This window comes from Mariniflexile sp., assembly GCF_052728615.1.
Map to the genome: position 1 here is coordinate 57,010 of NZ_JBFVFE010000017.1, position 15,340 is coordinate 72,349.

Consider the following 15,340-nt stretch of genomic DNA (forward strand, 5'->3'; position numbering starts at 1 on the left):
AACTTTGCATAGCAAAGTATGCTGATTTTTTTTAATTATTGGCTCTATAAAACAGAAAAAAGCTTAATCTGAAGATAAAATATTAGAACTCTGAAAATACTAAAAGAGATGCTTAACTACACATAATCATAAACAAACCATTGTTAAAACGTCTTAAAAAAAGCTTTTATAAAAGACCATGAAAATAAAGACCACATGATGCTGATTTCTTCAAAAAAAGTGGATTCTTCGTCCAAAAACCTAAACATGGTTTTAGTGGAGTTTTTGTCGTAAAACTGTTGAAAGATCCATTCACCTTTATGGTTTTCATCTTTTAAGACATTTAAAAAAACCCTGTCGTAAAATTTAAATCTTTTTTTAAATAAATTTTCTGATGGCGTCTTGTGGGATTTTATATTATCAATAATTTTTGCTACTTTTTTTTCGGTATGTTTAAAAGAATATCCCGTAGAGCCTTTAACCCAGCCACCACCTGTGCCAATTTTTGTAATGCGTTTTGAGTTTGATTTTTCAAAAGGAAAATCCGTCATGGGAATTTTCCCCATTTCAGTTTCAACAATGGTATAGGCATCAATTTTCAAAAATGTTTCAATGTAGCTTTTAATGAAGGTATCATATACGTTTTCATCTACCAGATTTTCCGTAAAATAAGTAAACTCCACTAAAGCTTGGTTTTTAGAAAAAGGCAACATGTATGTAAATGTGGTTTGGTTGCCATCTTTCAACCTATAATCCATCATTATCAGTTTGTTTTCATCAAAAACATCCTTTTCGGTTTTTATAATCCAACCTTTAAAATGCTGAATGATTTTCACATAGTTCGATGGGGCATTAAAAAATTCATTGGGAATGGTACTATCAAACACATGTGTGGCGGTATAGGTTTTTTGGTTTGTTTTTATAAGTGCCACATCATTTTCTTCAATTGAAATAACTTCTTCCAATATAAAATGGATGTTTTTTTTTGACTTTAAAATATGCTTTGCTTCATTATAAAAATCGATGGACCGAATGGATTTGTAAGTGTATGGAAGTAGATTGAGTTCAATATTTTTTTTGGAGGTGTAAATAGCAGCGTGTTTCCACGATTTGTGTGTGATTTTGTTCCATTGAGAAATTCCAGTTTCCCAAAAACTCCAAGTTTTATCGTTGGTGGTTTTATCAGATTTATCGAATAAAGCAATTTGTTTATCATCAAAAAATGGGTCTGAAGCAAATTTTAAAGCTAATTGTAAACCTGCTAGACCATTTCCAATAATAATATAATCGAAATGGGAGTGATGGGACATTTTAAATGTAGAAACTATTTTTTGAAGTATTTAAAAGGAACAAAAAGCATCCCGAAGCATTCACCATCTTCTTTATTGATGTGTTTGTGGTGCATTTTGTGTGCGCGCCTAACACCTTTTGCGTACCAATTGTTGGCATTTCTAAACAGTTTAAAGCGTTGGTGAATAAATATATCGTGCACTAAAAAGTAGGATAGCCCATAAGCGAAAATACCAAGGCCAATAGGCAGCCCCGCCCAAAAACCCTCATACTTCCACAATAAGAAACAGCTAATGCTTACAATGGCATAAAAAATAAAGAAAGCATCATTGCGTTCAAACCAACTATCATGGTCTTTTTTATGATGGTCTTTATGTAAACGCCATAAAAAACCATGCATAATGTATTTATGGGTAAACCACGCCATAAACTCCATAAAGCAATAGGTTGCTAAAAAAATGACTATCCAAAGTACCGTTTGCATGGTATAAATTTACATTAAATTTAGTTGATATTTAACATAACCGCGCATCAATAATTCCACTTTTTTAGGGTTTGAAACCCGTATTCTGGCATGTCTAATTTGTAGTGCAGGTGTTTTTTTGAGTTTTTTTAGTAATTGTTTGTAGTATCTGTAAGCCATAAAAACGCCAAATTTAGCTTCTATGGGCAGTTTTTTAATACCGCTCAATCCCTTTTCAAAATCCTGTTCAATATCATCAATAATATGCTGTTTCGAATTTTCGTCCAAATTATTCAAATCCACATTGGGAAAATAACTTCGGTTCAATTCATCAAAATCCGCCTTTAAATCCCTTAAAAAATTTACTTTTTGAAAAGCAGATCCTAAAGACATCGCAGTATCTTTTAGTTCTTTATATTTTTCATCATTGCCTTTTACAAATACCTTTAGGCACATCAAACCAACCACATCAGCCGATCCATAAATATAGGATTTGTATTCATCTTCGCTTAAATAAGCATTTTTGTGTAAATCCAAACGCATGCTTTTCATAAAAGAATCCACCAAATTTTTATCAATATTATATGTGTGAAACGTGTGCTGAAATGCATTTAAAATAGGATTTAAACTTATTTTGTGGTTTAAGGCATGTTCTAAATCCTCAGAAAACCGGTTGAACAATGTTTCTTTATCGTAGCCGTGGAATGAGTCCACAATTTCATCAGCAAATCTTACAAAACCATAAATGTTGTAAATATCCATTCTAATGGAAGTAGCAAGCATTTTGGTTGCAAACGAAAAAGAAGTGCTGTACGTTTTGGTTACAATTTTGCTGCAATTGTATGATACGGTATCGAATAATGCTTTCATATGGTATCTAATTATTGTTTTTTAACGGTCATATGGTATCGCTTTTTCTCAATTGTATTTGCTTGTGCAAATTTGTTTTTATTAGCGATTTCATGTGCAATGTAATTATTGTTTTTTATCCCGATAGCTATCGGTAGTCATATGGTATCGCTTTTTTATCAATTGTATTTGCTTACGCAAATATGTTTTTATTAGCGATTTCATATATTATGATGTTTTATTACTAAATCTGCTACTAATTTTCCGGAAATCAATGATGGGGGTACACCAGGCCCAGGAACGGTTAACTGACCCGTAAAAAATAGATTCTTCACTTTTTTACTTTTCAATTTGGGTCGTAAAAACGCCGTTTGGGTTAGGGTGTTGGCCATTCCATACGCATTTCCTTTGTACGAATTATAGTCTTTTATAAAATCATTAATACAAAAGCTTTCCTTGCATATAATGTGATTTTTTACGTTTTGGGAGGTTAAATTTTCAAAACGATCCATGATTTTATTAAAATAAGTTTCCCGTAATTCTGTGGTGTCTTCCAAACCCGGCGCTAGTGGAATTAAAAAAATACCCGCTTCTTTCCCTTCAGGTGCTGCATTCCCATCGGTTATACTTGGAAAACTGGCATAGAATAAGGGGTTTTCAGGCCATTTTGGCGTATCATAGATGGCTTCGGCATGTACATCAAAATCAACATCAAAAAATAAAGTATGATGATTTACATGGATCAGTTTTTTATCGAAACCCACATAAAATAGGAGGGAAGAAGGCGCAAATGTTTTTTTGTTCCAATAGTTTTCAGAGTATTGCCTATCTGTTTTTTGTAAAAGCGTTTCCGTGTGGTGGTAATCTGCACCGCTCACCACAATATCAGATTTATATTCAATACCGTTTGAAACAAGACCTGTTGCTTTGCCGTTTTCGACCCGTATTTTTTCAATGGGAGCATTTGTTTTTATGGTAACACCAAGTTCTTTCGCTAAAGATTCCAAAGCCAGTATCACTTGGTACATGCCTTTTTTTGGGTGAAAGGTGCCCAATCCAAAATCGGCATAATTCATAAAATTGTAAAATGATGGCGTATCACTTGGCTTGGCACCCAAAAACAATACGGGAAATTCTAGGATTTTTACCAGCCTATCGTTTTTAAATTCTTTTCTAACATCTCTTTTAATGGTGCTGAAAAACTGGTTTAACTTATTGATAGTGGCAAAAGTTACCAATTCCAATGGGGAAACCCCCGGGTTGTAAACCAAATCTTTGATGGCTATATCATAATTGCTTTTTGCCTTGGCTATAAATTGTGTAAGCTTTTTAGAGCTACCGGGTTCTTCATTTTCAAAAGCAATCTTAATCTTATTGAACGTGTCTTCAATGGTTATAAAGTCATCTTTTCCAAAATAAACGCTGTAGGCAGGATTTAGCTTTTCTAAAGCGTAGTAATCGGAAGGTTTTTTATTGAAATCGTTAAAAAAGCGTTCAAAAACATCGGGCATCCAATACCATGTGGGGCCAATATCAAAAGTAAAACCATCTTTAACCAGTTGTCTTGCTCGACCACCAATAGTAGTGTTTTTCTCAAAAATAGTTACATGATATCCTGCTTTAGCCAAATAGCACGATGCCGCTAACGAAGAAAAACCAGAACCGATAATATTAATAGTTGATTTCATATTGTTTAACAAATATATAATAAAGTTAAACAATAAGCAAGTTAATTAAAGTTCTTTAACTAAATTTTCTATTGAATTATATAATGATATATTTTTTGGAAGGTCGTTTTCACTGTAGTTGGATAGTTTTTGTCCCAACAATAACAATTTACTGTTTTCCTTGTTTAATAACAAATCACTGAATTGTTGCAGATATGGCGTTATGTTTTCTTCTTCAGGATAAATAGTGAAATAGGATACGAAGGTAATGTCGTCAAAAAAATCAAAAAAGTCTGTTAAGCTTTCCATAGGCACGCTTTCTCCCAAAAAAATGGTATGTTTTCCTTTGCTCCGTAATTCGTAATTTAAATACAATAAACCAATATCATGTATTTCATGGTCAGGTAAAAACAGTACATAGGTGTTAGATACCGGTTTTGGTTCTAAACTTTGTAGGCGTTCTATGTTTATAAGGATTTTTTGTTTTATCAAAACAGAAATAAAATGCTCGTGCGCGGGCGTGATGGTGTTGGTTTGCCATAGTAAGCCTATCTCATTTAATAAGGGAAGAAAAACGGAATAGAATATTTGGTTGAATGATTTGTATTCAAGCAGGTTATTGTAGGTGTTGTAAAAAAGTACCTGGTCAAAATTAAGCATCGACATTTTCAAAGCATTAATAGCATGGTCTTCCACCTTGCCCCTAGATGCCATTTCTCTGACCTTAATAGGGATTTCTTCTTCTTTAAGATTGGCTATTTTAGAAATTTTTAAACCATTATTGTTTAAATATGAAATATTGAGAAGCTTTTGAAAACTTGAAATGCTGTAATTTCTAATATTGGTGTCACTTCTATCTGGGCTAAGTAAATTATAGCGTTTTTCCCAAATTCTTATGGTGTGCGCTTTAATACCCGTAAGGTTTTCAAGATCTTTTATACTAAAGCTAACTTTGATATTGTTCATCAATAATTATTTTAAGTTAAACAAAAATATGTATATTAATTGATTAAATCGATAAACAACGGAGATTTTAATTTTTAAATGAAGAACTGTGGGATGAATTAAGAAGATATACCGTTATTATTTCGACGGAAATTATGAGCTATTAAAACCCACTGCTGGGAATAAATAAAAGTGCGCACGAGAAGACTCGAACTTCCACATCCTAAGCGAATACCAGCCCCTCAAGCTGGCGCGTCTACCAATTCCGCCACGTGCGCATTATCATTTCAGTAAAAATAAATCAAGCTATTTGTGCTTAAAATTTTCTGTTTAACACATTACATGTTAAATAGGTGAAATAAACTTTTTACGGTGCAAATATAAATAAATTGAGTTACCAATGCAGTCAATTTTTGGGTTTAATTCAGCAAAGTTTGCGTCGCAATAAAAGAGGGTTTCTATTTTATGGTTTGTAAACACGGGTCCAAATTGTATATTTTTTCACAAACATTATCGTTATAATATCAGAAAAAATGGTGTCAGTTAGTTATGTCCAACCTTCAAATTCACAGAAGATTCTATTTTTTGACACAATAGTACTGGTAATTGATATAAAACTACTGGCTAATTAAGTACTTCATTATTAAATTTGTTGAAGTGTTATTAGGGGATCATATAAAATTTCCATCTCCTGGTAAAGTAATGCCATGATGAAGATTGCTCATATAGTATCAGCTTTAATTTTAAAAACAAGAACATGTTCAGTATGAAGCCCTTAATGTTATTAAGTTTAGTCATTCTTTCAAGTATATCTGTTAAAACCGAATCAGATTTCAAGCAAAAGATTCAAGTCAAAAAAACATATAATATTGTGGATTTTGGTGCCATTGCAGACGGGAAAACCTTAAACACCACAGCCATACAGGCAACCATTGATGCGGCTTTTAAAAATAAAGGAGGAACCGTTGTTTTTCCCGACGGAACATTTTTATCGGGCAGCATCAACATGAAAAGTAATGTGGATATCTATCTTGAAGCAGGAGCAGTGCTACTGGGAAGTACCAACCCAGAAGATTACAAACCTATGGAAACCCTGGGCAGACCGACTTCCCCCAAAAATGATGACAACTCGCAACTGGCATTGATTTTGGCACATAAAGCCAATATTATCCGATAAAGGAATGATTGACGGTCAATGTAGGGAATTGGCTTTGAGTATTGACAGTTTGCACCATGCCGGTGTTCGTATCGATCCCAATTATAGCTACGCAAACATGCGGCCCAATGAAACTGTTCTTCCTAAATTATTCCGATTTTCGCAATGCAACCAAGTTCAAATAACCGATTTAAACATTAAAAGTGCCGCGTGTTGGGGCTTATCGTTTGAACTATGTGACAATCTAACCCTTGATAATCTAAAAATAACCAACCGCGCTTTTTGGAACAATGACGGGATGGATATTACCGATTGCAAAAACGTTAAAATCATCAATTGTGATGTTGATTCCGCCGATGATGGCATCTGCTTAAAATCCTATTATCCGGGCTATTTCAACGATACTATTTATATCGCCAACTGTACTATTCGGTCCAGTGCCAGTGCCATTAAATTTTGAACGGCTTCCTATGGCGGCTTTAAAAATGTGACTATTGAGAATATTAAAATATATGATACATTTCGTTCCGCCATTGCCTTGGAATCTGTTGATGGAGGCATCATAGAAAATATAAACATAAGCAACATGCAAGCCATCAATACAGGAAACGCCATTTTTATCCGTTTGGGGCATCGTGATGGTGAAACACCTGGCATCATACGAAATGTTCACATTAAAGATGTAAAAGTACAAGTGCCTTTCGGGCGACCCGATATTGATTATGATATGCGTGGGCCCGCAGTTCCTTTCTTCCACAACCCATTCCCATCATCTATTGTGGGCATTCCCGGATATCCTGTGGAAAATGTGGTGTTGGAAAATATAGAAATATCCTATCCGGGCAGAGCGTCCAAAGGGATGGCTTATGTGCCTTTGAGCAGATTGGATCACGTGCCTGAAAACATAAAAAATTATCCTGAATTTGACATGTTTCGCGAGTTACCAGCTTATGGATTGTATGCAAGGCACGCCAAAGGCCTGATTTTTAAAAACGTTAAACTGACCTTGGATGATGAAGATTTCCGTCCTGCGTTTGTTTTTGATGACGTGGATGGCATCACGATGGGTCAGGTCGAAGTGCCTGAACCCAATAAAGACCAAATTATTTTGTATAAATCGATAAATGCCCAATTTGATGCTAAGTTACTTCTTACGGCTAAAGAAGTAAGCCCTCAATAGCTTGACCCCAATAATGTTTTGGCAGAATGCCCACATTCCATAATGGTGCCCCAAATAGATGTTTGGGTATAACTCCTACGGAGTATAATATTAGGCCCCCATCTGTTTCTACAATACTTGATGCCCTACGGGCAAAACAACTATTCCCTTAAAAAAGATGTGGGTATGCGGTAGCTGCCGGTAGGCAAGTTTTAGAAAACAGAAAAAGTCAAAATGAGTACAATGTAGCACAACTTAAAGCCATAATGATCAATACTCTAATTTAACAATACCCCTAACATTATCAAGTGTTTTGATCAGTTGTCTGCTAAACTCAAAACCCATGATGTCGCTTTCGGTTTTTCCTTCGCGAAGAAGATTATTGAAGTGTATGGTTTCAAAATTATAGCCAATGGTTGAGTAACCAAAATCCATGATTTTTTCTTTCTTATCCTTTATTAATGAAACTGTAGTAGGCGAAAAAAAGCCTCCGTTAATTTTGATGGTTCCTTTTTCACAATAAAAAATGGCTTCGGTGGGTGTTTTCTCTAAAAGCGTGCTTTTCAATAATGCAGTAACGCCATTATCGTATTTAAAAATCATGTTGCAAGACGAATCTGCCCCGTTATCAAAAAAAGTTGCAGATGCATTTATCTCTTTTGGAATTCCCAAAGTTGATAACGCTGAAAAAATAGGGTAGATACCAATATCCAGCAAACTACCACCTCCCAACGATTTTTTAAAGAGTCTTTTTGAATCGTCAAAACCTCTATAAAACCCAAAATCGGCTTCCACTTTTAAAACTTTGCCAAAAGCTTCGTTTTTAATTTCTTTTAAAACATATTGATAGTGCGGTAGGAAATAAGTCCAGAGCGCTTCCATTAGCAACACGTTTTTTTCTTTGGCTTTTGCAATCATTACATCAACCTCTTGGGCATTCATGGCAAAAGGCTTTTCACATAACACCGCTTTACCATGGTTTAAACAAAGCAAGGTGTTTTCTTTATGCAATGCATGGGGCGTTGCTATATAAACGGCATCAATATTGGGGTTGTTTGCCAAGGCTTCATAACTATCGTAGGCTTTAGTCGCGTTATATTTTGTTGCGAATTCATCGGCATTTTCTTGAGACCTGGACGCCACTCCATAGAGTTTGGCATCTGGAACGGTCAATAGGTCTTGGGCAAATTTATGGGCGATATTCCCCAACCCTATAATGCCCCAGTGTATGATTTTCTTTTGGAATCCTTCTGCCATACTTTCAATTAAAATTTAATTAAAGATAGTAATTATAAAAGTCAGTTGATAAAATAAAAGTTCAATTTAAATATTTTGTTGTTTAGTCTTAAATTTCTGTATATTAGTTAAAAATCCCCTGCTAGCGCTCGTTTGTAACGAGTGCCGTTACAGATCTGTCTGCCGACTCTTAGGTTTTCAGTCTGTTTTAAAATCCGATGGTATTTCGGTACATCGTGGTTTCATGGTCTGTTGAAAGATGCACGCCAAAGTAATAACAATCATGCAGCCAACAAAATTCAGCCATAAAAAGGGTAAATTGATAAATTCGTATTCATTTAAAAAAAACAACCCAATAACAATAACCTGAGTGATTAACGCCGCAATAAAAACCGCATGCCCTTTTACGGATTTGAAGAAAAAAGCCAATAGGAAGATACCCAAAACATTGCCATAAAAAATAGAACCAATGATGTTTACCAACTGGATTAAATTTTCGGCAAGATTTGCAACTCCGGCAACTCCAATAGCAATGATGCCCCAACCAAACGTAAACCATTTGGATGCCTTTACCATGTGCTCTTCTGTTTTTTCGGAGGTGTTCCGTTTGTATAGATCAATGGTGGTGGTGGAGCCCAAAGCGTTTAACTCACTGGATGTGCTGGACATGGCGGCACTCAATATAACCGCCAATAATAAACCAATGAGTCCGCGAGGTAAATTGTTCAATATAAAATGAATGAACACATAATCCTTATCGTTGCTCTCCACTTTTATGTTTTGGTCTTTAGCAGCTTTATCAATGAGATTTCTGGCTTCGTTTCTTATGGAATCACTTGTTTTATTAGATTGTGAAATATAGGTTGGGGAATTTGTGTTTTCAGAATTTAAAAATGAAGTTATAAGGGCTTGTTTCCCATTAAAAATTGCTTGCTGTTCTTTTTGGAGCGATTGGTATGCATCGGCATATTCCGAATTCAAAACAAGCTCGGTCGCTGTTGGGTTAAAATTCACAGGTGCTTCATTAAACTGATAAAAAACAAACACCATAACACCAATCAGTAGAATAAAAAACTGCATTGGCACTTTTAACAATCCATTAAAAATCAAGCCTAATTGCATTTCCTTTACCGACTTACCAGACAGATACCGCTGCACCTGACTTTGATCCGTTCCAAAATAGGAGAGCATTAAAAAGGTACCGCCAATAATACCGCTCCAAAAGGTATAGCGGTTATTTAAATTGAATGAAAAATCCAAAATTTTCATTTTCCCGCTTGCTCCAGCAATACTCAAGGCTTTGGTAAAAGTGATGTCCTGAGGGAGTTTGTCAACAATTAAAAAGAAAGCCACCAGCATACCAATAAATATTACCACCATTTGATGCTTTTGGGTCACGTTTACAGCACGCGTTCCACCAGAAACCGTGTAAATAATAACCAATAAACCAATAATGATGTTAAGTGTTAACAAATCCCAACCTAACACTACCGATAGGATAATGGCAGGCGCAAAAATGGTAATGCCCGCAGCCAACCCACGCTGTATTAAAAATAGAATAGCGGTTAGGGTTCTGGTTTTTAAATCGAAACGGTTTTCTAAAAATTCGTAGGCAGTGTACACTTGCAAGCGGTGGTATAGCGGAATAAAAACCATACAAATAACCACCATGGCAATAGGCAAGCCAAAGTAGAATTGCACAAAACCCATACCATCGTTAAACGCTTGCCCTGGTGTGGAAAGAAAGGTAATGGCACTGGCTTGGGTTGCCATGACCGATAGCCCAATGGTCCACCATTTTGAGGTGTTTCCACCTTTTAAATAGTCTTGCACATTTTTACTGCCTCTGGTTTTCCAGGTGCCATAAACAACTATCGCCATTAAGGTAACGCTTAAAACAACCCAATCTATCCAGTTTAATTGCATATTAAAAGGCTTGCATGATTAAATAAAAAACTATAATATAAATGGCATTGGCTATTAAAACGATGGAGTATAGTTTTAGCCAAGGTTGTTTTATTTGTTTTTGTTTGTTCATGATGTTTATTTATATGAAAATTAGCGAATTTTATAAAAGAAATCTTCGGTTTTTTGTTGACCATAAATTTATAAAATGTACTTTCCTTAAAGCACTTAAACCGCTATTTTTTATATACGGTATTAGCAACTGGCATTAATTCCGAAAGTTTTCTATTTAAATCATTACCACGTAAATTTCGACCAACTATTATTCCATTTCTATCGATTAAAAAATTATCTGGTATTGCTGAAACTCCATAAATTATTGATGCTTTATCGTCGTTTCTCAATTCACTAACGTGTAACCATTTAGTGTTATCTTGTTCAATGGCTTTTAACCAATTAGTTTTTGAATCGTCTCATGATACTGCAAATATCTCAAACCCAAAATCTTTATATTTCTCATAGTTTTTAATAAGGTTAGGGTTTTCAGCTCTACAAGGTTTACACCAAGAAGCCCAAAATTCCAGAAGTACTGTTTTGCCTTTTAGGTCTGACAGTTCACGAATATTTCCGCTTTCATCAGAGATTTTTAGATTTAAAAATTCGTCTCCTATTTGGAGTGCTTTATTCAGTGTAAAATATTCTTTCAACTTTTTACCATAGAATGATGTTTGATTTTTGACAGATAATTTATCGTAAAGTTCCTTAGTTTTTTCTTTTCCCCATTTTTTAGAACCAGACAACAAAAGACTTACACTTATTATATTACTTGGATTATTTTCAATAAATTCTATTTAATCCTATCTATATTACGGTATTCAGTCGCTTCAAGGCGTTTTTTTAGAATTATACTTAAATCCTCCGTCTCTGAACCAATAATTGAAGCATTTTTAAAATCTGTTTTAGAAGCATCAAATATTATTAAACTATTTTCTAACCAAAAAATCTTGGAATTTTGTTTTCCTTTTTCGGATAGCATGATTCTAATTGGTGAACGAGGTAATTTCTTTTTAAAGACAAAAAAATTGTTCTCAACTCTTGCCGTATCTATTAACAACCTATTATCAAAATCAACCAAATAAATAAGCGCGTTATTTGGAATGTCATTTGTTTTACCAGTTAATGTGAAATCCATTTTTTTTTGAGAATAAGAATTGAAAGCTAATCCAATCATTATAAGTGCTAGAATTTTTTCTCTCATTTTTTTTATTTTTTGCTTAATGTTAACTAATCACTAAGCTTCGTGTTTTGCTTTAAATCTTCCTTTCCAATAGAAAGCATATTAGCAAACAATCTATAGGCACCCGAAACACCTTCGGGAAATTCCCTAAAAAAACTTAAACCGGTATACATATAATACCCTTTACCATATTTTGCCACTAATAAACTGCCATCTTTTGGGGTTTCATTTTTATCGTTCATCGATAGGATAGGGGTAAACTCTTTTACAGTGCGGTTGCAGCTAGAAAATATAGCTAAATTATGCGACCAACTAATTTCTCTCAACACTGTTGAGAGTTTCGGGAAATTCTTGTAAGCCTCGTAAAACTGTTTCATTCTCCAGATATTCTTGTCGGAGAATCCTTTTATTTCGGGTTCGTTTTGCTGAATATGTATCGCTAATTCCAACACCACGGAATCACCCCACTCTGCTGTATCAATTTTTTTACTAATGTATTTGCCAATATTCCAATAAAGGTCAATAAGTTCTGCATTAATGACTCTAATCGCTTTTGCCCGTGATTGCTTGATTAGATTAATTATATCCGAAAATCCTTTATCCATATAGTTTCAATAAATAACAAATTTAGTAAATATCGTTCTGTTTTTCGTTTTTAGAACTAATCACTAACCTTACTATTCAGTTTTAAATCTTCCTTTCCTATTGAAAGCATATTAGCAAACAATCGATAAGCACCCGAAACACCTTCGGGAAATTCCCTAAAAAAACTTAAACCTGTGTATATATAATAGCCTTTACCATATTTTGCCACTAATAAACTGCCATCTTTTGGGGTTTCATTTTTATCGTTCATCGATAGGATAGGGGTAAACTCTTTGGCCCATGAACTTGGAAAATACAATCCGCGTTCTTGGGTCCAACCTTCAAAATCTTTTTGCGTGATTTTGTTGGGATAGTTTAAGAGGGGGTGATTCGGATTTAAAAATCGGACTTCGGCATTTTCTTCGGTTACTCGGTCGCTGGATAATTTTAAATCGTAGGGTGCCAAGTTATTGGTAATTAATCCTCTGCTGGTATTGTATTGTACAATCATATTACCACCGTTGGCAACAAAATCGAACAGAAGTTGTTGTTTGAATTCTAAATTTTCAACCGTATTATACGCTCTTATTCCAACTACCACAGCATCAAATCTCTTTAAGGTTTCAGCATTAATGTCTTCTGGCTTCATGGTTAACACGTTGTAACCTATTTGCTGTAAACTTTCTGGAACCACATCACCCGCACCAGCTATGTAGGCTATATTTTCGCCTTTCTTTTTGATATCCAAGCGCACAATCTTGCTTTCGCTGGGAAGTAAAACGGTTTGGAACGGAATGTGTTCGTAGGTTATTTCGATAAGTTCCTTAGTATAATTTTTATCGTTGATATGCACAATCGGACTTATCAAGCCTTCACTTTGGTTTTTTGGTGGAATTATGGTAAATGTCAGCACTTGTTCTTCGCCTTTGTGGGCGATTGATACGTTCTGTTTCTCAGGAAAAACGCTCCAATCTTTGGGATGGCAAACTTCAACAAATCCTTCCAAATTATCGCGTCCTGCTTTAACAACTACAGCAATATCGCGTTGTTTGTCATAGGCAAAAATGATAACCTTTTCTGTGATTTTGGCCGAGGCTTCTGGAATAATTTCAAAAGGATTGTATAGTTCACCCTTATCCGGTTTGGAGTATCTGTAAACAACATCCTTTGTAAAAGTGATGGGCGTATTATTGATTTTTACATTGAAGTTGATTTTAACGCTTCTTGGTGTTTCGGGTAAACCGATAAGCGCTTTGTTTTCAACCTCGTACATCCCTAAAGTCCCTTTTTTGTTCAGCCAATAGGGTGAGGTGTAATCTTCTTTATTTGATATAAAATAATCGGTTTGAAATTTTTCGGATATATTATTTTTTAATTCCAAACTCTCTGCAATGGATTTTCCATCCCCTTGGGAGATACTTTCCAAAACAATATGTTGATTGCTTCTATTTAAAACCTCCATATTTATTTTTACTGTTTGGTTTAAAGTAGTTGATGCGTTTTCAGCGGAAGCTTCCAAATACAAACCGGCGCACATTTCTATAATCGATTTTATCTCGTTTGTTTTTAGGGTTTTCCAATGGGTATCTTCAATAGTTTGAAGCATTTTGTAAGCTTCCATTAATTTGGGGATATGGGTGGAAGGGTCTTTAAAACTGAAATTGTTTTCAATGGCGTAAAGAATATCGCCTATGGCTTTTCCGTCTTTGATGCGATTCCACGACGTATCGACACCTTCAAAAATATTGGTATTATCGATTAAAACATCACCTTTTAAAAACTCTAAATATTCATTTTGGGCACCACGTTGTGATGAACGTCCGAAACCCTGGCTTAAATGTTGGCTGCTGGCTATGGAGGCCATTTCGTTGTTGGACAATCCTTTCAACGGATAATAAGTGCCGACATCAAAACTGATTCTGTTGTCTTTGTTGGCTTCATCAAATGCTTCCTGACTGCTATAAAACCACGAGTTGGTATTAAAAAACAACCGTTTGGGTTTCCAGACGCCAGCGTCTTTTAGCATTTCTGGATACGCGGATCTGTCGTTGGCCAAATCAAAAGCTTCAAAACTTAATAGGGCAGAACTGGTATGATGTCCGTGTGTTGTGCCCGATGTTTTGTGATCGAAGCGGTTGATGACAATGTCTGGTTTAAATTTACGGATAGCCAAAACCACATCGCTCAAAACTTGGTCTTTATTCCAAATTTCAAGGGTTTCTTCAGCGTCTTTGGAATAACCAAAATCGTTGGCTCGGGTAAATAATTGCTCGCCACCATCAATTCGTCTTGCCGCCAGTAATTCCTGGGTTCTTATAACGCCCAATAATTCCCGTATTTCCGGACCGATAAGGTTTTGTCCGCCATCGCCCCGTGTTATCGACAAATAAGCAGTTCGAGCTTTTACATGGTTTTCCATGTAGGATATTAGTCGGGTATTTTCATCGTCGGGATGTGCTGCTATGTATAAAACCGAACCTAAAAAATTAAGTTTTTGAATGGATTCAAAAATCTCTGAAGAGGATGGCGCTGTAGGTTTTTGTGCTTGTAATGTTGAAAAAGTAAAAAGAGAAATTACAAATGAAAGTATAACTTTTTGCATGGTTTTTTTGGTTAGCTAAAAGCCAAATATAATAAAGTTAAGTAGGGGAGATGGTGGTTTTAATGATTATTTAACGTTAAAAAAAGTGGTTAATTACTAGTTGGGTGTCAATTAAGCAATCAAACAAATTTGTATGTTTTACTTTAGTACATGACAAAATTTTAAATAAGAAGTTCAAATCATTAAAAATGGGTGTACGACAAATTTCCATTTTCCAAAAAATATTATCTTTGACCTAAAAACCGATGAGCAGAAAATCACAAGCAC

General features: G+C 35.0%; 15 protein-coding genes and 1 tRNA gene. 3 read left to right on the plus strand and 13 right to left on the minus strand.

The features are described from left to right. Positions 1 to 143: 143 nt before the first annotated feature. The 6 genes from ACU1LP_RS08715 to ACU1LP_RS08740 all read right to left on the minus strand — a co-directional run bounded on the left by ACU1LP_RS08715 (position 144) and on the right by ACU1LP_RS08740 (position 5,471). Positions 144 to 1,289, minus strand: coding sequence for a lycopene cyclase family protein (locus ACU1LP_RS08715; protein ID WP_445736060.1), 1,146 nt, complete (start codon positions 1,287 to 1,289; stop codon positions 144 to 146). A gap of 14 nt (positions 1,290 to 1,303) precedes the next feature. Then, entirely contained in the window at positions 1,304 to 1,753 is a 450-nt protein-coding gene (locus ACU1LP_RS08720) for a sterol desaturase family protein (RefSeq protein ID WP_445736061.1), read from the minus strand. Between the two features lie 9 nt (positions 1,754 to 1,762). Continuing rightward, positions 1,763 to 2,602, minus strand: coding sequence for a phytoene/squalene synthase family protein (locus ACU1LP_RS08725; RefSeq protein ID WP_445736062.1), 840 nt, complete (start codon positions 2,600 to 2,602; stop codon positions 1,763 to 1,765). Between the two features lie 200 nt (positions 2,603 to 2,802). Then, positions 2,803 to 4,269, minus strand: coding sequence for a phytoene desaturase family protein (locus tag ACU1LP_RS08730; protein WP_445736063.1), 1,467 nt, complete (start codon positions 4,267 to 4,269; stop codon positions 2,803 to 2,805). A gap of 45 nt (positions 4,270 to 4,314) precedes the next feature. Next, a complete protein-coding gene (locus ACU1LP_RS08735) occupies positions 4,315 to 5,214 on the minus strand; it encodes a MerR family transcriptional regulator (RefSeq protein WP_445736064.1) in 900 nt (299 codons plus the stop codon). Positions 5,215 to 5,386: 172 nt separating this feature from the next. After that, positions 5,387 to 5,471 (minus strand) — tRNA-Leu (locus ACU1LP_RS08740). 488 nt (positions 5,472 to 5,959) lie between these two features. On the opposite strand from ACU1LP_RS08740, the gene ACU1LP_RS08745 reads away from it, so the two are divergent. Genes ACU1LP_RS08745 through ACU1LP_RS08755 form a run of 3 tightly spaced genes read left to right on the plus strand, consistent with a single transcriptional unit; the run spans position 5,960 to position 7,529 of the window. Further along, the gene (locus ACU1LP_RS08745) at positions 5,960 to 6,370 is read left to right on the plus strand and encodes a glycosyl hydrolase family 28-related protein (RefSeq protein ID WP_445735055.1); all 411 of its coding nucleotides are present in this window, start codon (positions 5,960 to 5,962) and stop codon (positions 6,368 to 6,370) included. Between the two features lie 4 nt (positions 6,371 to 6,374). Beyond that, positions 6,375 to 6,809 (plus strand): glycosyl hydrolase family 28 protein, encoded by a 435-nt coding sequence (locus ACU1LP_RS08750; protein WP_445736065.1) that lies wholly within the window; start codon positions 6,375 to 6,377, stop codon positions 6,807 to 6,809. Between the two features lie 27 nt (positions 6,810 to 6,836). After that, a complete protein-coding gene (locus ACU1LP_RS08755) occupies positions 6,837 to 7,529 on the plus strand; it encodes a hypothetical protein (protein ID WP_445736066.1) in 693 nt (230 codons plus the stop codon). Between the two features lie 249 nt (positions 7,530 to 7,778). On the opposite strand, the gene ACU1LP_RS08760 is transcribed toward ACU1LP_RS08755, so the two are convergent. From ACU1LP_RS08760 to ACU1LP_RS08790, 7 genes are all read right to left on the minus strand, one after another. Continuing rightward, positions 7,779 to 8,765 (minus strand): Gfo/Idh/MocA family protein, encoded by a 987-nt coding sequence (locus ACU1LP_RS08760; RefSeq protein ID WP_445731365.1) that lies wholly within the window; start codon positions 8,763 to 8,765, stop codon positions 7,779 to 7,781. 177 nt (positions 8,766 to 8,942) lie between these two features. Beyond that, positions 8,943 to 10,670 (minus strand): sodium:solute symporter, encoded by a 1,728-nt coding sequence (locus tag ACU1LP_RS08765; RefSeq protein ID WP_445736067.1) that lies wholly within the window; start codon positions 10,668 to 10,670, stop codon positions 8,943 to 8,945. 215 nt (positions 10,671 to 10,885) lie between these two features. Further along, positions 10,886 to 11,053, minus strand: a complete 168-nt coding sequence (locus tag ACU1LP_RS08770) for a hypothetical protein (protein WP_445736068.1) — start codon at positions 11,051 to 11,053, stop codon at positions 10,886 to 10,888. Between the two features lie 69 nt (positions 11,054 to 11,122). After that, the gene (locus ACU1LP_RS08775; protein WP_445736069.1) at positions 11,123 to 11,449 is read right to left on the minus strand and encodes a peroxiredoxin family protein; all 327 of its coding nucleotides are present in this window, start codon (positions 11,447 to 11,449) and stop codon (positions 11,123 to 11,125) included. Between the two features lie 47 nt (positions 11,450 to 11,496). Beyond that, entirely contained in the window at positions 11,497 to 11,907 is a 411-nt protein-coding gene (locus tag ACU1LP_RS08780; protein WP_445736070.1) for a DUF4369 domain-containing protein, read from the minus strand. 26 nt (positions 11,908 to 11,933) lie between these two features. Then, on the minus strand, positions 11,934 to 12,491 hold the full coding sequence (locus tag ACU1LP_RS08785) for a DUF1016 N-terminal domain-containing protein (RefSeq protein WP_445736071.1): 558 nt from the start codon (positions 12,489 to 12,491) through the stop codon (positions 11,934 to 11,936). 56 nt (positions 12,492 to 12,547) lie between these two features. Further along, positions 12,548 to 15,073, minus strand: a complete 2,526-nt coding sequence (locus tag ACU1LP_RS08790) for a PIG-L family deacetylase (protein ID WP_445736072.1) — start codon at positions 15,071 to 15,073, stop codon at positions 12,548 to 12,550. Between the last annotated feature and the right edge of the window lie 267 nt (positions 15,074 to 15,340).